Raw genomic sequence first — 17,393 nt, forward strand, 5'->3', positions numbered from 1 at the left:
GTCATCATGCCGAAACTGCTGCACGCTCGAGCGCCGCGAGACGGCGAGGAGGAACGCCAGATCCGTAAACTCGCCGGTGCCCGGCACGCCCCGGCCGACTGGATCCAGCGCGCCCAGATCGTCGTGTTGAGCTGGGAGGAGATGCGCGGCCCGGCCATCGCCGCGATGCTGGGCTGTCATCCGGAGACCGTGCGCCGCCGGTTGCGCCGCTTCAACGCCGAAGGCATCGACGGGCTTGGTGACCGGCCCGGGCCCGGTCGCAGACCGCGGATCACCCAAGCCGAACGATCGCGGCTCATCGCGCTGGTCAAGACGATACCGCCCGGGCGGCTGCGCTGGGAGCCCTGGGGTGAGCTGGAGGCCGACGACGAGGATGGGCCGGCGGTGTGGACCCTGGATGCCCTCACCGCCGCCGCCCGTGAGCAGGGCATCGACATTCACCGTTCCCAGGTGCGCCGGATCCTTCTGAAAGAGGGGGTGAGATGGCGCCGCACCCGGTCCTGGACCACCAGCAAGGACCCGGACTTCGCCGCAAAAGAACGCAGGTCGTCGGCCTGTACACCGACCCGCCGGACGGCGCGGTCGTCGTCTGCGCCGACGAGCTGGGGCCGGTGACCCCGCGTACCTTCGGCCCCGCGCCCGCCTGGTCCGCCGACGGCCACCGGATCAAAGCGCCGCTGGAATACTTCCGCGGCCCCGACAAGACCTGGGTGTACGGTGCGCTGCGCGTCGCCGACGGCGCCGCGGTCACCATGACCGCCGCCTCCCGCAACAGCGACTGCTACCAGCGGTTCCTGCAACGGGTCGAGGACGCCAACCCCGGCCACGGTGACATCTGGGTGATCGCCGACAACCTGTCCGGTCACAACAGCCTCGCCACCCGCACATGGCCGGCCGACCATCCCCGCATCCAGCACGCGTTCATCCCGGTCGGCGCCTGCTGGCTCAATCTGCAGGAGGCGTGGTGGCGGATCTTCCGCCACCATGCCCTGGCCGGAGTGTCCTTCGCTGATAGCAAGGACATCGACCACGCCACCCGCATCGCCACCGCCCAGCTCAACCAGCGGGCCAAACCCTGGGTCTGGGGACGGCCACCACCGGCCCCCAGACACCTACGCCGCCAGTTCGTCTACAGCCTTTGAGGAACGGAGCACTAGTAGGGCTTGGTTACCTCGGGTAGGGGACGGTATGTCACCTGTTTGGGGGTGAGGGAAGATGACCCCTCAAGAACTCGAGGCCGTGCGGGCGCGGCTGGAGACGTTTGCCGCTGAGATGTTCTCCGGTTTCGCCCGTGCTGATCAGCGGCGGTGGGGCGAGCGGTATGTGCGCGGCCTGCTGACCGACGGGGCACGGAAATCGATGGAGCCGATGGCGGCCCGGCTGGGCGTGGATCGCCAAGGGCTGCAGCAGTTCTGCACCGATGCCCCCTGGGCGCATCAGCTGGTTTTGGCCGAGCTGGCCTGGCGGATGGATGCGGCGATCAACCCGGTGGCATGGGTGGTCGATGATGTGTCCTTTGTCAAGGACGGCCAGGAGTCGCCGGGGGTGGCCGCGCAGTATTGCGGGGCGCTGGGCAAGACCGCGAACTGCCAGGTCGCGCCGAGCGTGCATCTGGTCACCGACGCCGCCTCCTGCCCGGTGAACTGGCGGTTGTTCGTGCCCGAGCAGTGGGATGCGGCCTCGCCGCGCACGGAGGATCCGGCCGCGGTGGCGGCACGCCGGCAGCGCTGCCGGATCCCCGCCGACGTCGGTCATGTGCCCAAGTGGCAGCTGGCTCTGGACATGATCGACGAACTGGAGAGTTGGGGGCTGGATCCGCCGTTGGTGGTCGCCGATGAGGGCTACGGTCAAGACGGGGCCTTTCGCCTGGGCCTGACCGAGCGCGATATTCCCCTACGTGGTGGGGGTGCGTTCCGATACCGCGCTGCTGGAGGCCGAGGCCTGCCGCAGCGTCGCGCCGTATGCGGGGACCGGGCGGCGGCCGGTGCCCCGCTACCGGCAGCGGCGCATCAGCGCCCGGCAGTTGGTGCTGGAGGGCGGGCGGCGCGCGCTGCACACAGTGCGGTGGCGGACCGGGTCCAAGGGGCCGTTGCGCTCGCGCTTTGCCGCGCTGCGGGTACGGCCGGCGGGGGTGCGGATCCGCCGCGCGTATGCGGGCGGGGAACTGCCGGTGTGCTGGCTGCTGGCCGAATGGCCGCCAGGCGAGCCGGAGCCGACCAAATACTGGCTGTCCACCCTGCCCGGCGACATTCCGCTGCGGCGTCTGGTGGGTCTGGCGAAGATCCGCTGGCGCATCGAGCACGACTACCGTGAGCTGAAGACCGGCCTGGGCCTGGACCACTTCGAGGGTCGCACGTGGAGCGGTTGGCATCATCACGTCACCCTGGTCTCGGTCGCTCACGCGTTCTGCACCCTTGAAAGGCTCAACCCAAAAGCGCCGGCTGCGGCTTGAGCACCTACCGGGTCATCGCCGAGTTGCAGCTGCTTCTGGCCTGCTGGGCCGGTATCTGCCCCACCTGCCGCCGCGCGTTACCCAGACATGCCCAGCCCGTCCCCACCTAACCAAGCCCTACTAGACGATTGAGTCCAAGGGATCGCCTGCGAAAATAGGGCGAGGGCGTTCAAGATCCGTTTGTGACGACAGAACTGAACACCCTCGCAACCGCACTCTATGTCAAGATCGACGACGCGGTGAAGGCATCGCCGGACCTGCTGCCATGGCGGCCGAAAACGGGGATCGCACCCGCCCTCAGCGACGCCGAACTCGTGACACTGGCGGTGATGTCGGCTCTGCTGGGCTTCACCTCCGAGCGGCGCTGGGTGCGCTATGCCCACACCGAACTGAGGGACATGTTTCCTTACCTGCCCGGGCAGTCCGGGTACGGAAAGCGGCTACGCAAAGCGTCCGGCCTGGTCCTGCACATGATCAGGATGCTGGCCGCCGACACCTCGCTGTGGAGCGACGACGTGTGGCTGGTCGACTCCACGCCGGTGGAGTGCGGCCGATCCCGGGAGACGGCCAAGCGCAGCGATCTGGCCGGGTGGGCGCAGTACGGCTACTGCGCGTCCCACTCGCGGTACTTCTGGGGATTGCGGCTGCACCTGTTGTGCACCCTGGGCGGGCTGCCGATGGCGTTCGCGCTCACCGGCGCCAAGGCCGACGAGCGCGAGACCCTGCTCGGGATGCTGGATTCGGCACCCGAGATGGTGGCCGCCCGTCCCGGTCAGACGATCATCGCGGACAAGAACTACTACGGCCGCGCCTTCGAGCAGGCCCTCACCGAGCGTGACCTGAGGCTGCTGCGCCCAGCCCGCAAGGGTGAGCCCGAGCGGGCCGGAGCACGCTTGTTCAAGCCGTTGCGGCAGACCATCGAGTCGATCAACCAGACCTTCAAGGGCCAGCTCGACCTGGAACGACACGGTGCCCGTACTCCTGCTGGCGTCATCATCCGCGTACTGACACGGATCCTGGCACTGACCGCCGCAATCTGGCACAACGACAAGACTGGACAACCGATCAAGCGATCCCTGATCGCCTACGACCACTAACTGTGACCGAAGCCCTTGGACTCAATCATCTAGACGATTGAGTCCAAGGGATCGCCTGCGAAAATAGGGCGAGGGCGTTCAAGATCCGTTTGTGACGACAGAACTGAACACCCTCGCAACCGCACTCTATGTCAAGATCGACGACGCGGTGAAGGCATCGCCGGACCTGCTGCCATGGCGGCCGAAAACGGGGATCGCACCCGCCCTCAGCGACGCCGAACTCGTGACACTGGCGGTGATGTCGGCTCTGCTGGGCTTCACCTCCGAGCGGCGCTGGGTGCGCTATGCCCACACCGAACTGAGGGACATGTTTCCTTACCTGCCCGGGCAGTCCGGGTACGGAAAGCGGCTACGCAAAGCGTCCGGCCTGGTCCTGCACATGATCAGGATGCTGGCCGCCGACACCTCGCTGTGGAGCGACGACGTGTGGCTGGTCGACTCCACGCCGGTGGAGTGCGGCCGATCCCGGGAGACGGCCAAGCGCAGCGATCTGGCCGGGTGGGCGCAGTACGGCTACTGCGCGTCCCACTCGCGGTACTTCTGGGGATTGCGGCTGCACCTGTTGTGCACCCTGGGCGGGCTGCCGATGGCGTTCGCGCTCACCGGCGCCAAGGCCGACGAGCGCGAGACCCTGCTCGGGATGCTGGATTCGGCACCCGAGATGGTGGCCGCCCGTCCCGGTCAGACGATCATCGCGGACAAGAACTACTACGGCCGCGCCTTCGAGCAGGCCCTCACCGAGCGTGACCTGAGGCTGCTGCGCCCAGCCCGCAAGGGTGAGCCCGAGCGGGCCGGAGCACGCTTGTTCAAGCCGTTGCGGCAGACCATCGAGTCGATCAACCAGACCTTCAAGGGCCAGCTCGACCTGGAACGACACGGTGCCCGTACTCCTGCTGGCGTCATCATCCGCGTACTGACACGGATCCTGGCACTGACCGCCGCAATCTGGCACAACGACAAGACTGGACAACCGATCAAGCGATCCCTGATCGCCTACGACCACTAACTGTGACCGAAGCCCTTGGACTCAATCATCTAGTGCTCCGTTCCTCAAAGGCTGTAGACGAACTGGCGGCGTAGGTGTCTGGGGGCCGGTGGTGGCCGTCCCCAGACCCAGGGTTTGGCCCGCTGGTTGAGCTGGGCGGTGGCGATGCGGGTGGCGTGGTCGATGTCCTTGCTATCAGCGAAGGACACTCCGGCCAGGGCATGGTGGCGGAAGATCCGCCACCACGCCTCCTGCAGATTGAGATCGTTCCAACTTGAAGTTGCTGGTCAGGGGCCTGGTGTGATCCGTTGAGGGCATGCTCTGGCTGGTGGTGGGTACTGATCATGGTGGGTGATCATCGGTCAGCGGGTGTGTTCGGTGATGGCCAGGACCATCAGCGCGCGGAGCAGCTTGGTGACGTGGATGGCGTCCAGGCGGAGCTTGGTGAGGATGCGCCAGGCCTTCAACGTGGCGAAGCCGTGCTCGACGGGGGCGCGTTCGGCGCTGATGAGCCGGTTGACCTGCTTTTGCGCGGGGGTGAGGGGCCTGCCGCGGGTGGCTTTGCGGCCGGTGATGATGACCGGATTGTCGTCATCGTCGTCCAGGCCGACGAAGCCGAGGTCGGCGATAGCGCCCAGCCCGGCCTCGCGCAGGCGGGCGGTGAGGCGGTTGTGCCGGGCGGTGGTGATCTCCGATGCGCGACCAGGCCGGACGGCGGAGACCCACAGCAGGTTGCCGCGGGTGTCGGTGAGCGCCACCACGAGCAGCCCGTGGGCCTTGTGCTTGCCCGAGTAGTTCCTGCGGTTGTCGGCTCCGGTGCGGCGGCGGGTGCGGATCAGGGTGCCATCCAGCAGGACGACCTCACCACCGGCTTTGGCGATCTTCTTCAGGGCGCGGTCCAGGCGGGGTGCGCGGGCGGCGAGCAGTTCGACGGTCTCCAGCATCCAGCGTCGCACGGTGGAGGCCGAGACGTTGTTGGCGCCGGCCATGTCGGCCAGGCGCTGGTCATGGCGTAAGACGGCCAGCACGATGGTGGCGATCTTCCCGGCGGGCAGTTTCCGCCAGCGCGAGCCGATGGTCTTGAGATGAGCGCGCAGCAGGTCGGCCAGGAAGGTGAGGGTTTGGGTGGACAGCGGCAGCATGCAGGAGTAGACAGGCGAGGGCGTGTCTTCGGCGGACGTCGAAGCCTTCGACGTTGTCGATGTCGTGGTTTTGGTTGTGGTCACACGCCGCCAGGCCCCCGCCGGGGACACGCTCGGGATGTTTCACCCGGGCAGGGCCTGGCCAGGGGCTGCGGGAAGCGGCAGTGGGCGCAGTGGGCTGCCCGAGGTCAGGGGGCGAACGCGCCGCTGGGGGTCTTGCGCAGCCAGCCCCGCTCGGCCAGCCGGTTCAGCTTGGCCCGCACGCCTTCGACCTGCCCCGATTCGGTGGAAAGGCTGAGCTGGGCGCAGATCGCCTTGCAGATGAGGGGGCCGTCGGCGGCGCGTACCGCGGCCAGTAGCGCCTGGTAGTCGGCGGGCAGCTCATCAGTGCCGGCAGCGTGGTGACGGTGCGGGATCAGCAAACCGCCGGGCACGGGCACGGACGCGGGTACGGGTACGGGTATGGGGCGCAGCTCTATCCCCTGGGAGGCCTGCTCTGCTGCCTGGGCTGGGGTGAGCATCACCTGGTAGAACGGCGTCGGCTCACCGCCGGGCTCGCCGGGTGCGTTGAGCTGCTCGGCGGGATCGTCGGCGAGGAGTTCCTTGACCACCTGCTCGGCCACACGCAGCCGGTCCATCTCGTCTTCGGTCTCGGCCAGTTGCTCGCGCAACCGATCGGCGTGCGTGCCCAGCGCGACCAGGCGCATGGTGATGCGCTCCAGCAGCGGTGACGACATGGCTTCCCCCGGCCGACAAGACAACGATTACCTGGCGAGATCACCAGGACACGGACGATAACGACCCCAGGCCGGGCAGCGCAGACGAAAGCCGGAAGATCCACATTTGCCCCCGGCGGACGATCGAGACCCATGATCCCAGCCGTCTACCAGGAGAGAGCACACTCAACACCGCCAGGCCACCCCCTCCGACCTGCGAGGACAGGATGGAACTAGCTCACTGGGGGCCGTTCTCGCGCGCGCCCGCCACTCGGGCCGCGTCAGCAGCGCTCCTCAAAAAGCAGCAGCCTTCCACTGCCTGGCCGCGACCACTCCGTCATCTCGATATCCAGGTCCGGATCCGTCTCCGCATCCATGTAGCGAGCCCACACCTGCTCCCGCTCCGCCGGTGATTCTGCCCAAAGGACTGTTCCTCTGGGCGCTCCCCAGAGTCCAACACGTGTCGCACTGTCGGCGAAAAGCTCTGACGCACGTTGGGTGCTGATGCCGTACGTATTTCCCCGAACTCGTGTCCATTGCTCACCCATGTCGTCCCACAACTGATTGTTGCTCCGGTAGTTGCGGTAACCACGGGTTTGCTTCGCCACATCACGAGCTTACTTTTACGATCCTCCGCCTCCGGCGGGAGCACTCAGACTCCGGGGTAATCACCTCATGACGTCTCTTTCGGCTCAAACACCCGGTTCTCCATCCACTGCCACCCGCACCAGTGGGACACGGCCTTCCAGGTCTCGGTAGCCGTCACCGCATGGGCTATCCAACCCCGCAACTCTGGCAGGACGGCCTTGCGTAGCGCCTCCCGGATCTCAGCACGATCCGCGGACCGAACAGGGTGAACCGACAGCGCGATCCCGTAGACATCCGGATGGATACCGCCCGCACGACCAGGACGCCACCTGACCGTCAGGACCCAGTCCTGCGGCGTCTCACCCAAGAACTCCAACTCCTGAACGTGCGGGAAGTCCTCCCCGAGCACCTCACCCAGATCCGACCGGGTCAACGGCCAAGACGTCCCCCGGGCCAACCTGCGATCACGAGCAGACACATCCACCCCATACGACTCGCCCTCGCTCGATCTGGCGAGCATAACCACCAGTCTCCGGCGGGGGCATTTCGGCTCCGGGTTGCACCCTTACGATCGCCTCATCGTGGCTGAAGTCCGCTCTGGCTAGGGGCGATCGACGAGTCAGGGTTCGTTCCTCACCCTGACTCACTGAGTATCGGGGTTGGCCACAGTCGTAGATCAGAGCGCTTCCAGATCAAAACTTTGAAGCGCCAGACGTTCGGCCGCACCAACTTCGATCTTCTACGAATCCGCGTCTGCGTTACTGTTGATCCTCGTTGTAATGAGGAGGAGGACGGATTGTCACAGCCCGAGCCCCAGATGCCGGCAGAGGAAACCGCTCCGATACCGCCTCGGCGAAGGGTAGCCCGCCCCAAGCTGGTTGCCACGGTCGCGGCCGTACTCGTCGCGGTGGCGGCAGGCTCGGCCTATGTCGTCACCTCACAGCCCGCTCAAATCGCCGCCAGCACCCCCGCCGCGGGCACCCCTGCCCTCAAGGTCGATGGGGTTGAAGTACATTACCTGCCTGATGGCCTCAGCCAGCCGGAAGCCGTGCCCGCAACGGCCGCTGTGACGAGCCCCGCATTTTCCGGACACCGGAGTAAATGAATCATATCACGCCGCCGTGCTATTCGTCAGCCATTCATCGAGCACTTCGACGGGAGGTCTGTATCCCAACGCGGAGTGCAGCCTCCTGGAGTTGTAGAAGCCCTCGATGTACCGAATGACGGCACGACGCGCTTCCGCGCGGGTGGCGAACGACCGATGGTGCACCAGCTCGGTCTTCAGCTTTCCAAAGAACGATTCAGCCATCGCGTTGTCGAAACATATCCCGGTTCTCCCCACCGACCTCCGAATCCCGCGCCTTTCGAGTACCTGCCCGAACTCAGCCGAGGTGTACTGGCTTCCCCTATCAGAATGGAATATCGCATCCACCGGAAGAGGAATGCGCTGCGCGGCCATCTCGATCGCCGCGCACACCAAACTCGCCGGATAGCGCATATCGATCGACCACCCGATAACCGACTTGGAGAAACAATCGACGACCGTGGCCAAGAACAGCGGCCCCTCGCCGGTGTCGATCTGTGTGATGTCGCCGACCATCTTGGCGCCGGGCGCCGACGCGGTGAAGTCCCGCCCGACCAGGTCAGCGATCGGATCGGCCTGCGCGTCGGCCACGGTGAGCCCACGACGCCGCTTGACCTGCACCGGAACCAGCCCCATCTGCCGCATGAGCCGGCGCACCAGCTCGTCGTCGACCACCTGGCCCGAGCGCAGCAGCTCAGCGTGCACCCGCCGGTAGCCGTAGGTACGGCCCGATTCGTCGAAGATTTCCTGAATTCTTTCCGCGAGCTCGCGTCGGCGTTGTTCGGTGACCGACGGCGGGCGATCCTTCCATTCGTAGTATCCCGAGGTCGACACATGGAGAAGACGGCACATCATGGCCACGGGAAAGTCGGCCTCCTCCGCACGGACGAGCGTGTACCGCTCGCTTACCGCTGCTCTTTCGCGAAGAAGGCGGCACATTTTTTTAGGAAGGCGTTCTCTTGTTCGAGCTCGGCGATCCGACGTTCCATCTCACGGACCCGCGCTCGCTCCGCGGCATCCCGCGCCTGCTCGGTGTTCCCCGACCGGCGACGCTTTTCCTTGCTCACCCAGTTCCGTACGGTCTCCCGTGAAACCCCGAAATCCTTCGCGGCCTGCCCGATCGTCACCTGATCGTCCAAGACAGCTTTGACGACTTCGTCCTTAAACTCCTGGGCGTAGTTCTTTCCTGCCACGTACCCGTTCCTTCCAGATCAGTCAGCACCCTACTGGGCACCGTGTCCGGAAGACTGGGGGCTCCTCACTGAGACGTTGTCAGCAACGGTCGATGACCGTGTGTAGCCGATCACGGCGGGCGTGGGAGTGATCAAGTAGAGAAAAGCGTGAAGCCCCTGGTAGGGGTGGGTCTTGTCGAAGGATCCACCGCACCGCACACAAGGGCTTCACGTGACCTCCAGTATCACCTACACAGCCGAGTTGGACATGCCGCGCGAGGTTGTGCTGTTTCTGGCCGGGCTGTTGCGCGCCGAGCGGGTACGGCGCCGCACCCGCGCGGGCACTCGGGCGCTGGGCGAGTTCAAGCAGGCCGTTCTGATCATCCGCTGGCTGGTGGACGGCGCTCGGATCGCCCGGCCGGCCGCCGATAACGCCATCTCGCACGCGACCTGTGATCGGTACGTCGAAGAAGGGGTCACCGTATTGAAGGCCCAGGCGCCGACGCTACAGGAGGCGCTCACGGCGGCGAAGGCCGCCGGCTACACCCGCCTGCATCTGGATGGCACGCTGATCGAAACCGACCGCTGCCGCGCCCTGGGCCCGAACGGCGCCGACCTGTGGTGGAGTGGAAAACACAAGCAGCACGGCGGCAACATTCAGGTCCTGTCCAGCCCCGGCGGCGACCCGCTGTGGACTTCTGAGGTACGGCCCGGTCGTGAACACGATCTCACCTGTGCCCGCCTGCACGGCCTCCTCGACCCGCTGGCCAAGGCCGCCGAGGACGGGCTGATCACGTTGGCCGACCTCGGCTACGTCGATGCGGGTATGGGGTTTCGCCTGCCGTACAAGAGGTCTCGGGGTGGCACACTCACCGACGATCAGATCCAGTACAACAAGGTCCACGGTGCGCTCCGAGCCCTCGCCGAACGAGCGAACGCCCAGCTCAAGATGCGGTTCAAGGCACTGCGGAACGTCAGCAAGTGCCCTTGGAAGATCGGCGGTATCGTCGCCGCGGCGCTCGTCCTCTTCCACCGGGAGCAAGCTCACAAGCAGCTGTCACCCAGCGTGAACGCCGGTTGCTGACAATGACTCACTGACCTGAGCGGAACGGCGCTTCGCTGGCGAGGCGACGGTGGTCGAATGGTGCAGGTGTCCGTCTACCGCCCACAGCACAAGATGAGCGATGCTCTGGACATCCTTGCCCTGAATGTCATGCGGCATCCCGTCGAGCCCAAGAAGGCCACCGATCCAGTGGTCTCCGGGGATCGCACAGACATGATGTGGGTGGCGGATCACGGATTGGTGCTCAGGGTCACCACGTCCGAGTCGGCGAAGGACGCGCTCGACGCGGTCGTCCGGGGGCTTCACGTTTCACAGGCCCCTGCCTAGAGCGTAGGCGCGTTGGTCCATGTGCGACTGATCAGAGCGGCCATGCCCGGAACTGCTGATGCAGTTCGGGTAGGCGTACTGGCGTCGTGCCCGTTGCGTGCCCGTCAGGAAGGCGATCAAGGGGGACTCACGGGGAATGACGGGTATTCGAAGCGCTCCCCCGCAGGTCAGCGTTCCCCCAGCTCAACACCCAGCCTCGCCAGAGACTTCCCAAGCTGACAGCGCGGGTTCGATTCCCGTCACCCGCTCCACGATTTCTCAGACAAGCACATCTGGCAACAGTCTGAACGCCGACACATGCCGAGGCCGGATCAGCGTGAAGTCACGGCGGTCGATCGTGGCAATCTGCGTGACGCCTAGACGCTCCGCGATGGCAACCACGGACACATCAGCCGGGTCGAGACGAGCGTCCTTGTAAAGCCGGACGAGTTCAGCCATGCGCCGTACATCGGCAGCAAGCAGATCGACCAACTCGAACTCTTCGGTCACGAGATCAAGAAACTGTGCATGTACGGCAGGCCCCATGTGCCTGTTGATCGTCCAACCAGCTTCAATCAAGACCGTCGAGGGCAGGAGGAGTGGTCCCTCCAGCTCCTCCAGGAGCCGCACACATGAGGCATGGTGCTTGTCATCTCGATCGACGACAGCTATCAGGGGGCCGGTGTCCAGGAGCGTGGCGGTCATACTGACCGATTGAACCGCTCCGCCAGCAGATCTTCGACCCGTTCCGACAGATCGCCTTCGCCGGATGCGCCAATTCCAGCGATCGACAGACGACGACGTCGAACCGGCTCAGACAGTTCTTCGTCCGCCGTCTCAGCCAGTTCTGGATCTGTCTTCACCAAGCGCAGGAGACGACGCGCCTGGTCCGGCGAAAGCCGGTCCACCAGGTGATGAAGCTCCTCATGCGCATGTCCGGCGCTCATGACCACGAGTCTACGCAAGCGGTTCCGCTTGCGACAGCGACACCGCTACACCCAACGGCCTGGTACGGGCCGACCCGCTGTCCTCCGAATCGCCAGGAGATCTCTCGACGTCGAGACTTCGCGCCAGATGCGTGCTAGAACAGGCGGGGAACCACGGTCACTCACGGGGACTCACGGTCAACCGACCCGCCTTGGCCTGCACCCCCGTTTTCCCAGCTCAGAGCACCAAGTCAGTAGATGATTCCCAAGCTGATAGCGCGGGTTCGATTCCCGTCACCCGCTCCATGCTTCAAGACCCACAGGAAGAGACTCGCCACTCGGGCCTTGATCTTTTCTGAGCCTGCTCTCGCTCGCGCGTCAGATCAGTTGATCTTGGCCCCAGCGAAGGGCGGATCATCGCACTCACGACTGACCTGAAGCCCAGCTCAACCAGTTCCGAAGGGTTGAGCTCGTGGCTTTGAGCACGGCGGAGTCGTGCGGTGGCGCAGGCCAGATCTGCAGGAGATAGTGATCGACCGCTACGTCCGAGGTGTCCGCCTCGTACGCCTCATCCATCCCTCGTCCGTGGTATCTCAGGCGGTACGTTCCGGGACCGGCAGGCAGCGGCGGGAGATGATAGGTCGCCTCATCTCCCCACTCCACCAGCGAGAACCGGCCGGTCAAGGACTCAAAACTGATCTCCGCCACATCCTCGTAACCCTCAAGATCTGCTATTGGATCACGGTCCGCAACGGCCACCGTGAAGTCCACGACACCCGTATGGAGACCAGGGCCCCGGCGTTCCCGGGTTCTGATGCGGTATGGCGACGTTGAGCGTTTGGCCAGGTGGAAGACGAAAGAGCGCGACTTCTGCTGATCTTTCAGGTCTCAAATCCGAAGATCACCGCAGGAGTCGCGCTCGTGTCCCCATCTTCCCTGACCAGCTCTCCTCCCGCCGCTACTCTTGACCAGCTCACCGACCTGGCATTGTGGGAATCCGAACTGACGGCTGATCCGGTCGTGGTGGAATCAGCGTTGATGCGCCGGTTGGCGGCCGTACCTGAGCGGCGCTCAGCCTGCGGGCTGCGGCATCCGCTGGTGGTCATCTTGACGTTGACGGCGTGCGCAACGCTCGTGGTCGGCGGCGACAGCGTCGCGGCGATCCGGCAGTGGGCCGCCAGGACCTCGCAAGCAGTGCTGGAGCGGCTGGGCGCCTACCACGATCCGTTCACCGGCCTGTTCATCGTGCCCAGCGAGCGGACCTTCCGTCGGGTCCTCGCCGACCTGGACGCCGACGCGCTGGACACGGCGATCAGCGGTTATGTGGCCGAGGTGGTCCGTCAAGTGGCGCCGGTGCCGCCGATTCCCGACACCCCGGGCCGGTCGAGCGCGAGCAGCGGCGCGCAGCCCAGCGACAGGACACCCATCCCGCCCCGGCCGGGCTACTGCCCGGCGCCGCCCTCGATGGCAAGGCCTGTCGCGGCGCCCGGACCGAGCAGGGCGGGCGGGTCTTCCTGATCGGGGCGATCAGCCACGAGCACGGCGTAATCCTGGGCCAATGCCAGGTCGCCGACAAACGTGGGGAGGGACCCGCCGCCCGTGCCCTGCTGGCCCGGCTGGACGCGGCCGGGATGGTGCTGACCCTGGACGCGCTGCACACCACCAAGGCCACCGCCCGCCTGATCACCCAGCATCTGGACGCCCACTACATCCTCATTTTGAAGGGCAATCAGCCGCTGGCCCGCGCCGCCGCCCAAGCCCTGTTGACCGGCCCGGACACCGACTGGACCGCGACCACCGCCACTGACGACGACCATGGGCACAACCGCACCGAACGCCGTACCATCCGCACCGCCGAAGCAGACGACGCCCTGTTCCCCGGTGCCCGCCAAGCCTTCCGGCTCCGCCAAGCCTTCCGGCTCCGCCGCGACGTCGGCGACCTGGACGGCGTCTGGACCAGCAAGGAGATCGTGTACGGCATCACCGGCATGCCCACCACGCTGGCCGGGCCCGCCCAGCTCAACCATTACGAACGCGCGCACTGGGGAGTGGAGATATGTCAAGCAGTCTGCGCCTACGGAAGGTGGAACTTCGGGTTGTCGGCGAATCGTGGGTGGACGCGGGTGGTCCGGCCGCAGGCTCGGTCGAACCGGTCACGTAGTTGTGCGAGGGTGGCGGGGTCGGCGTGGACGATCCAGCGGTGGGGCGGCCGGGTCTCCTGACGGCCGGTGATGTGGCCGAGGGTGATCCAACGGCGCAGCGTGCTGTGGGCCATGCTCAGCTCGGCGGCCAGGTCGGGCAACCACCATTCATACTCGCGCGGGGCGTCGTCGGGGTGGACGGGCCGGGGCTCGCGGCGGTAGGCGATCGGGTGGCCGCTGCGCCGGAGAATCTCCATCACAGTGATGTGGCCAATCCGGCCGTGATCCTTGGCCGGGTGAAACCCCTCGGCGTTGAGCGTTTCGGCGATGGTGGCGGGGTGCAGGCCGCAATCGGCCAGTTCACGGACACGAGCGGCGAGTTGAGGGTAGTAGCTCAGATCGTCGAACCGGCGGATCGGGCGACGGATAACGGCCTGGGTGGTGCGCCCACCGGCCCAGGTGAGGGTGACATCGACCAGTTCGCTGCGGCCGCGCACCTCGACGGTGACCTCCTCGACGACCGCGCGAATGATCTCCTTGCGGTCGGCGTCGGTGGTCGTCGCAGCTCGCCACAGCGCCGGCAGATCGGCGGCCAGAGCGGTGATGGTGGCCTGTTCGGCCGGGGTGAGAACGGCCGGAGTGCTCTGGGCGAACCGGTGGTAGTCCTCGCTCAGTTGCTGCCGGGCCGCCAGCGCCTGCTCCCACTCCTTCTCCAGCTGGCGCACTACCAGGCGTTTTTCGGGTTCGGCCAGGCGGTAGCAGCGCCGAGCGCGCTGCACGTTGATCTCGGCGCGTTCCAGGCGTTGACGCCAGATCCGCTCCAGCGCGGCCCGGTTGGCGACGATCTGCTCGGCGGCCCGCAACGAGACCTGGAGGGCGGCCGGGGCCAGCGCGGCCAGGACCTCACCGGCGACGAAGTCGTCCAGGCATCTGCCGCGCAGATGCTGGCACAGCGGGCCGCCCCACTCGGCTCGCGCGCCGGCGCAGTCGTAGTTCGCCCGCGGCGTCGAGCCGCCGCCGACGCGGTTGACGTGGTAGGCCACCGTCATCCGCCGCCGGCACCGGCCACAGCGCACCAGCCCGGCCAACAGAGCAGGACCCTCACGGGCTGGGCCTGGAGCCGCGGGCTGAGGCCGGTTGGCCGCCAGCCGTTCCAGATTACGGTGGTAGTGCTCGACGCTGATGTAGGCCGGCAGCGCTCCTTCGATCATCGCCAGCCACTGATCCGGCTTTTGGACGGTCCGGCCGCTCTTGGGCCGGCCGGGGACCTGCCGGAAAGAGTCGACCCGGCGGCGGCCGTAGACGTAGATTCCAGCGTAGATCGGGCTGTTGAGCAGGCAGGTCAGCGTGGCGCGGGCCGGACGACGCCAGACGACCTCGCCCTTGTCCAGCCCTGAGCGTGCCCGCATGCCGATCTCGATGCCGTGCTCGACGAGGTAGCGGGTCACGCCTTGAATCGTGCCGATCCGGTCGAACATAGCGAAGATCAACCGTACGACGGCCTGCACCTGCTCGTCGGGGTCCAAGACCACCTCACCAGACGGGCGGCGCCAATACCCCAGCGGCAGCGCGATGGCCAACTCCCCACGGCGGGCCTTGTTGACCCGCCCGGCCTGCATCCGCTGTTTGATCAGGTGAAGTTCAGCCTCCGACATCGTCCCTTTCAGCCCCAGCAGCAGCCGATCGTTGTAGTCCGCCGGGTCGTACACCCCGTCGGTATCGGCCAGCAACGCACCCGACAACGCGCACAATTCCAGCAGCTGATACCAGTCTCTCCCTGATCGCGCCAGGCGCGACATATCGATGCCCAGCACCAGCCCGACATGGCCCAAGCTAATCTCGGCTACCAGCTGCTGAAACCCCACACGATCCACCGCGCTTGTCCCGGACTTGCCCAGATCGTCGTCGATCACCATCACCCGGCAGGCCGCCCACCCGAGTGCGACCGCCCGATCTACCAGGGGGCTTGTTCGTGAATAACTGTCAGAGTTGATCTGCGGGACCGGGTCGACGGTGAGACGCTGGAGCATGACCGCCTCTTCGAAGGAAGATGTACCCGCAGCCGAGCTGCGGGCCAAGTTCGAGCAGATCCTGCCGCACCTTGACGAGCGGTGCCGTCGCCTCTACCTGGCCAGCGAGGCCGCCGTGCTCGGCCATGGCGGGATTGCCCTGGTGGCCGCAGCCTCCGGCATCAGTACCGCCACCATCGCGCGTGGCATCATCGAGCTGGAGACGCACCCCGCGCCGACCCGCCGCATCCGGGCCTCGGGCGCCGGGCGCAAACCGCTGACAGTCACCGACCCCGGCCTGCTACCGGCCCTTGAGTCACTGATCGAGCCGCACACTCGCGGCGACCCCGTCTCCCCACTGCGCTGGACCACGCTGTCGCTGCGCAGCCTGGCCCATGCCCTTTCCGCGCAGAAGCATCCGATCGGTGCCACAACCGTCGGCCACCTGCTGCACGGCCTGGGCTACAGCCTGCAGGGCACGGCCAAGACCACCGAAGGCACCCGGCATCCGGATCGCGACGCCCAGTTTGCCCATCTCAACGCCACCGCCGCCGCCTTCCTCGACGACGACCAGCCGGTGATCAGCATCGACACCAAAGCCAAAGAGTGGCTCGGCAACCGCGACCGGCCTGGACGTACCTGGCAACCGGGAAAGAACCCGATCAAGGTGGACAGCCACACCCTCGTCACCAGCGACCAGCCAGTGGCCATCCCCTACGGAATCTACGACCTCGCCACCAACAGCGGCTGGGTCAACGTCGGAACCGATCACGACACCGCCGAGTTCGCGGTGGAGTCCGTCCGCCGCTGGTGGCGACGCCGCGGTTGTCTCGACCACCCGCACGCCACCCGGCTGTTGATCACCGCGGACGCCGGTGGCTCCAACAACCCCCGCTACTGGACATGGAAGAAGCAACTACACGACTTCGCCCGCGAGAGCGGCCTTGAGATCACGGTCTGCCACTTTCCTCCCGGCACTTCGAAGTGGAACAAGATCGAGCACCGGATGTTCTGCCACATCACCGCCAACTGGCGTGGCCGCCCGCTGACCAGCTACCAGGTCGTCATCGAGACGATCGCCGCGACGACAACAGAGGCCGGACTGAGAGTCAGCGCCGAACTGGACACCGGCAACTACCCACTGGGCACCGCCGTCACGCCCGCCGAGTTCCATGCCCTGCCGATCACACCCGATGCATTCCACGGCGACTGGAACTACACCCTGGCCCCCACCCCTCCCAGACTTTCCGAAGAAGCCGAGACCAACCAACCGATCGATCCGGACGTGACCTGGATGCTCACCGATCCGGCCCTGACCGGCATGCCGCGCTCGGACTTCGCCCGCCTGGTGCAGATCTCGGAGCCCTACTGGGACGCGCTGGCAGAGGCGGCCTTTCAACGCCGTTTCCACCGCCCGCGCCGCTACCTCCATCCGCAGACCAGCAGCCTAGATCACTTCCACCGGCTCCTGACCGCTTTACTCCGTCGCCGCAAGGCCGCGACCAGCACCCTCCTAGCCCGCCTGCTGGGCGTCACCCGCACCAACCTGTCCAACCAGTTCCAAGATGGCCACCGGATCCTCGACCTGCACAAAATCTCCGTCACGCCGATCCCCGGATCGCCCGCACGTACGCTCGAGCAACTGCAAGATCGTATTACGTCCGCCGATGACTGCCCCGCAGATCAACTCTGACAGTTATTCACGAACAAGC

17 protein-coding genes and 3 pseudogenes are annotated in these 17,393 nt (G+C 66.2%); 11 read left to right on the top strand and 9 right to left on the bottom strand.

What is annotated here, in order from left to right:
- Window positions 1-6: 6 nt before the first annotated feature.
- From FHR32_RS17575 to FHR32_RS17595, 5 genes and pseudogenes are all read left to right on the top strand, one after another.
- Window positions 7-615: a helix-turn-helix domain-containing protein gene (locus FHR32_RS17575; protein ID WP_184752715.1), complete on the top strand. Its 609-nt coding sequence runs from the start codon at window positions 7-9 to the stop codon at window positions 613-615.
- The gene (locus tag FHR32_RS17580; protein WP_221466002.1) at window positions 501-1,142 is read left to right on the top strand and encodes an IS630 family transposase; all 642 of its coding nucleotides are present in this window, start codon (window positions 501-503) and stop codon (window positions 1,140-1,142) included. Before FHR32_RS17575 ends, FHR32_RS17580 begins: the two co-directional genes overlap by 115 nt.
- Window positions 1,143-1,215: 73 nt before the next feature.
- Window positions 1,216-2,452 (top strand): annotated as a pseudogene (locus FHR32_RS17585) (IS701 family transposase).
- A 182-nt stretch (window positions 2,453-2,634) separates the two neighbouring features.
- Window positions 2,635-3,549 carry an IS982 family transposase gene (locus tag FHR32_RS17590; protein WP_184752293.1) on the top strand — a complete coding sequence of 305 codons (915 nt, stop codon included), beginning with the start codon at window positions 2,635-2,637 and terminating at the stop codon, window positions 3,547-3,549.
- Window positions 3,550-3,640: 91 nt separating this feature from the next.
- The gene (locus FHR32_RS17595) at window positions 3,641-4,555 is read left to right on the top strand and encodes an IS982 family transposase (protein WP_184752293.1); all 915 of its coding nucleotides are present in this window, start codon (window positions 3,641-3,643) and stop codon (window positions 4,553-4,555) included.
- A gap of 44 nt (window positions 4,556-4,599) precedes the next feature.
- Here FHR32_RS17595 and FHR32_RS17600 read toward each other — a convergent pair whose 3' ends face one another.
- From FHR32_RS17600 to FHR32_RS17610, 3 genes are all read right to left on the bottom strand, one after another.
- On the bottom strand, window positions 4,600-4,743 hold the full coding sequence (locus FHR32_RS17600) for a hypothetical protein (RefSeq protein ID WP_184755293.1): 144 nt from the start codon (window positions 4,741-4,743) through the stop codon (window positions 4,600-4,602).
- Between the two features lie 153 nt (window positions 4,744-4,896).
- Window positions 4,897-5,676: a transposase family protein gene (locus FHR32_RS17605; protein WP_184753075.1), complete on the bottom strand. Its 780-nt coding sequence runs from the start codon at window positions 5,674-5,676 to the stop codon at window positions 4,897-4,899.
- A 188-nt stretch (window positions 5,677-5,864) separates the two neighbouring features.
- A complete protein-coding gene (locus FHR32_RS17610; protein WP_184753076.1) occupies window positions 5,865-6,413 on the bottom strand; it encodes a hypothetical protein in 549 nt (182 codons plus the stop codon).
- A gap of 1,267 nt (window positions 6,414-7,680) precedes the next feature.
- Here FHR32_RS17610 and FHR32_RS17615 point away from each other — a divergent pair.
- Window positions 7,681-8,085 (top strand): hypothetical protein, encoded by a 405-nt coding sequence (locus FHR32_RS17615; RefSeq protein WP_184755294.1) that lies wholly within the window; start codon window positions 7,681-7,683, stop codon window positions 8,083-8,085.
- A 6-nt stretch (window positions 8,086-8,091) separates the two neighbouring features.
- On the opposite strand, the gene FHR32_RS17620 is transcribed toward FHR32_RS17615, so the two are convergent.
- Window positions 8,092-9,003 carry an IS3 family transposase gene (locus FHR32_RS17620; RefSeq protein ID WP_184755295.1) on the bottom strand — a complete coding sequence of 304 codons (912 nt, stop codon included), beginning with the start codon at window positions 9,001-9,003 and terminating at the stop codon, window positions 8,092-8,094.
- On the bottom strand, window positions 8,970-9,257 hold the full coding sequence (locus tag FHR32_RS17625) for a transposase (RefSeq protein ID WP_184755296.1): 288 nt from the start codon (window positions 9,255-9,257) through the stop codon (window positions 8,970-8,972). Before FHR32_RS17625 ends, FHR32_RS17620 begins: the two co-directional genes overlap by 34 nt.
- A gap of 247 nt (window positions 9,258-9,504) precedes the next feature.
- Here FHR32_RS17625 and FHR32_RS17630 point away from each other — a divergent pair, with 247 nt between their 5' ends.
- Window positions 9,505-10,320: an HARBI1 family protein gene (locus FHR32_RS17630; RefSeq protein WP_184756530.1), complete on the top strand. Its 816-nt coding sequence runs from the start codon at window positions 9,505-9,507 to the stop codon at window positions 10,318-10,320.
- A 57-nt stretch (window positions 10,321-10,377) separates the two neighbouring features.
- Window positions 10,378-10,626 carry a hypothetical protein gene (locus tag FHR32_RS17635; protein ID WP_184755297.1) on the top strand — a complete coding sequence of 83 codons (249 nt, stop codon included), beginning with the start codon at window positions 10,378-10,380 and terminating at the stop codon, window positions 10,624-10,626.
- Window positions 10,627-10,884: 258 nt separating this feature from the next.
- On the opposite strand, the gene FHR32_RS17640 is transcribed toward FHR32_RS17635, so the two are convergent.
- From FHR32_RS17640 to FHR32_RS17650, 3 genes are all read right to left on the bottom strand, one after another.
- Window positions 10,885-11,310, bottom strand: a complete 426-nt coding sequence (locus FHR32_RS17640) for a type II toxin-antitoxin system VapC family toxin (RefSeq protein WP_184755298.1) — start codon at window positions 11,308-11,310, stop codon at window positions 10,885-10,887.
- Complete coding sequence (locus FHR32_RS17645; RefSeq protein ID WP_184755299.1) at window positions 11,307-11,552, bottom strand: hypothetical protein; 246 nt, start codon at window positions 11,550-11,552, stop codon at window positions 11,307-11,309. The genes FHR32_RS17640 and FHR32_RS17645 overlap by 4 nt, the downstream gene beginning before the upstream one ends.
- 402 nt (window positions 11,553-11,954) lie before the next feature.
- Window positions 11,955-12,302 (bottom strand): hypothetical protein, encoded by a 348-nt coding sequence (locus FHR32_RS17650; RefSeq protein ID WP_184755300.1) that lies wholly within the window; start codon window positions 12,300-12,302, stop codon window positions 11,955-11,957.
- Window positions 12,303-12,452: 150 nt separating this feature from the next.
- On the opposite strand from FHR32_RS17650, the gene FHR32_RS17655 reads away from it, so the two are divergent.
- Both FHR32_RS17655 and FHR32_RS44500 read left to right on the top strand, forming a co-directional pair.
- Window positions 12,453-13,049: a transposase family protein gene (locus tag FHR32_RS17655; protein ID WP_184754538.1), complete on the top strand. Its 597-nt coding sequence runs from the start codon at window positions 12,453-12,455 to the stop codon at window positions 13,047-13,049.
- Window positions 13,046-13,525 (top strand): annotated as a pseudogene (locus FHR32_RS44500) (ISAs1 family transposase); the annotation flags it as partial. The gene FHR32_RS17655 and the pseudogene FHR32_RS44500, both read left to right, overlap by 4 nt.
- An 80-nt stretch (window positions 13,526-13,605) precedes the next feature.
- Here the strand turns inward: FHR32_RS44500 and FHR32_RS17660 are convergent.
- Complete coding sequence (locus FHR32_RS17660; RefSeq protein ID WP_184755301.1) at window positions 13,606-15,702, bottom strand: recombinase family protein; 2,097 nt, start codon at window positions 15,700-15,702, stop codon at window positions 13,606-13,608.
- Here FHR32_RS17660 and FHR32_RS17665 point away from each other — a divergent pair.
- Window positions 15,701-17,352 (top strand): annotated as a pseudogene (locus FHR32_RS17665) (ISAzo13 family transposase). The gene FHR32_RS17660 and the pseudogene FHR32_RS17665 overlap by 2 nt on opposite strands.
- Window positions 17,353-17,393: the final 41 nt, after the last annotated feature.

Origin of the sequence: Streptosporangium album, from assembly GCF_014203795.1 — a bacterium.
GTDB classification, from domain to species: domain Bacteria; phylum Actinomycetota; class Actinomycetes; order Streptosporangiales; family Streptosporangiaceae; genus Streptosporangium; species Streptosporangium album.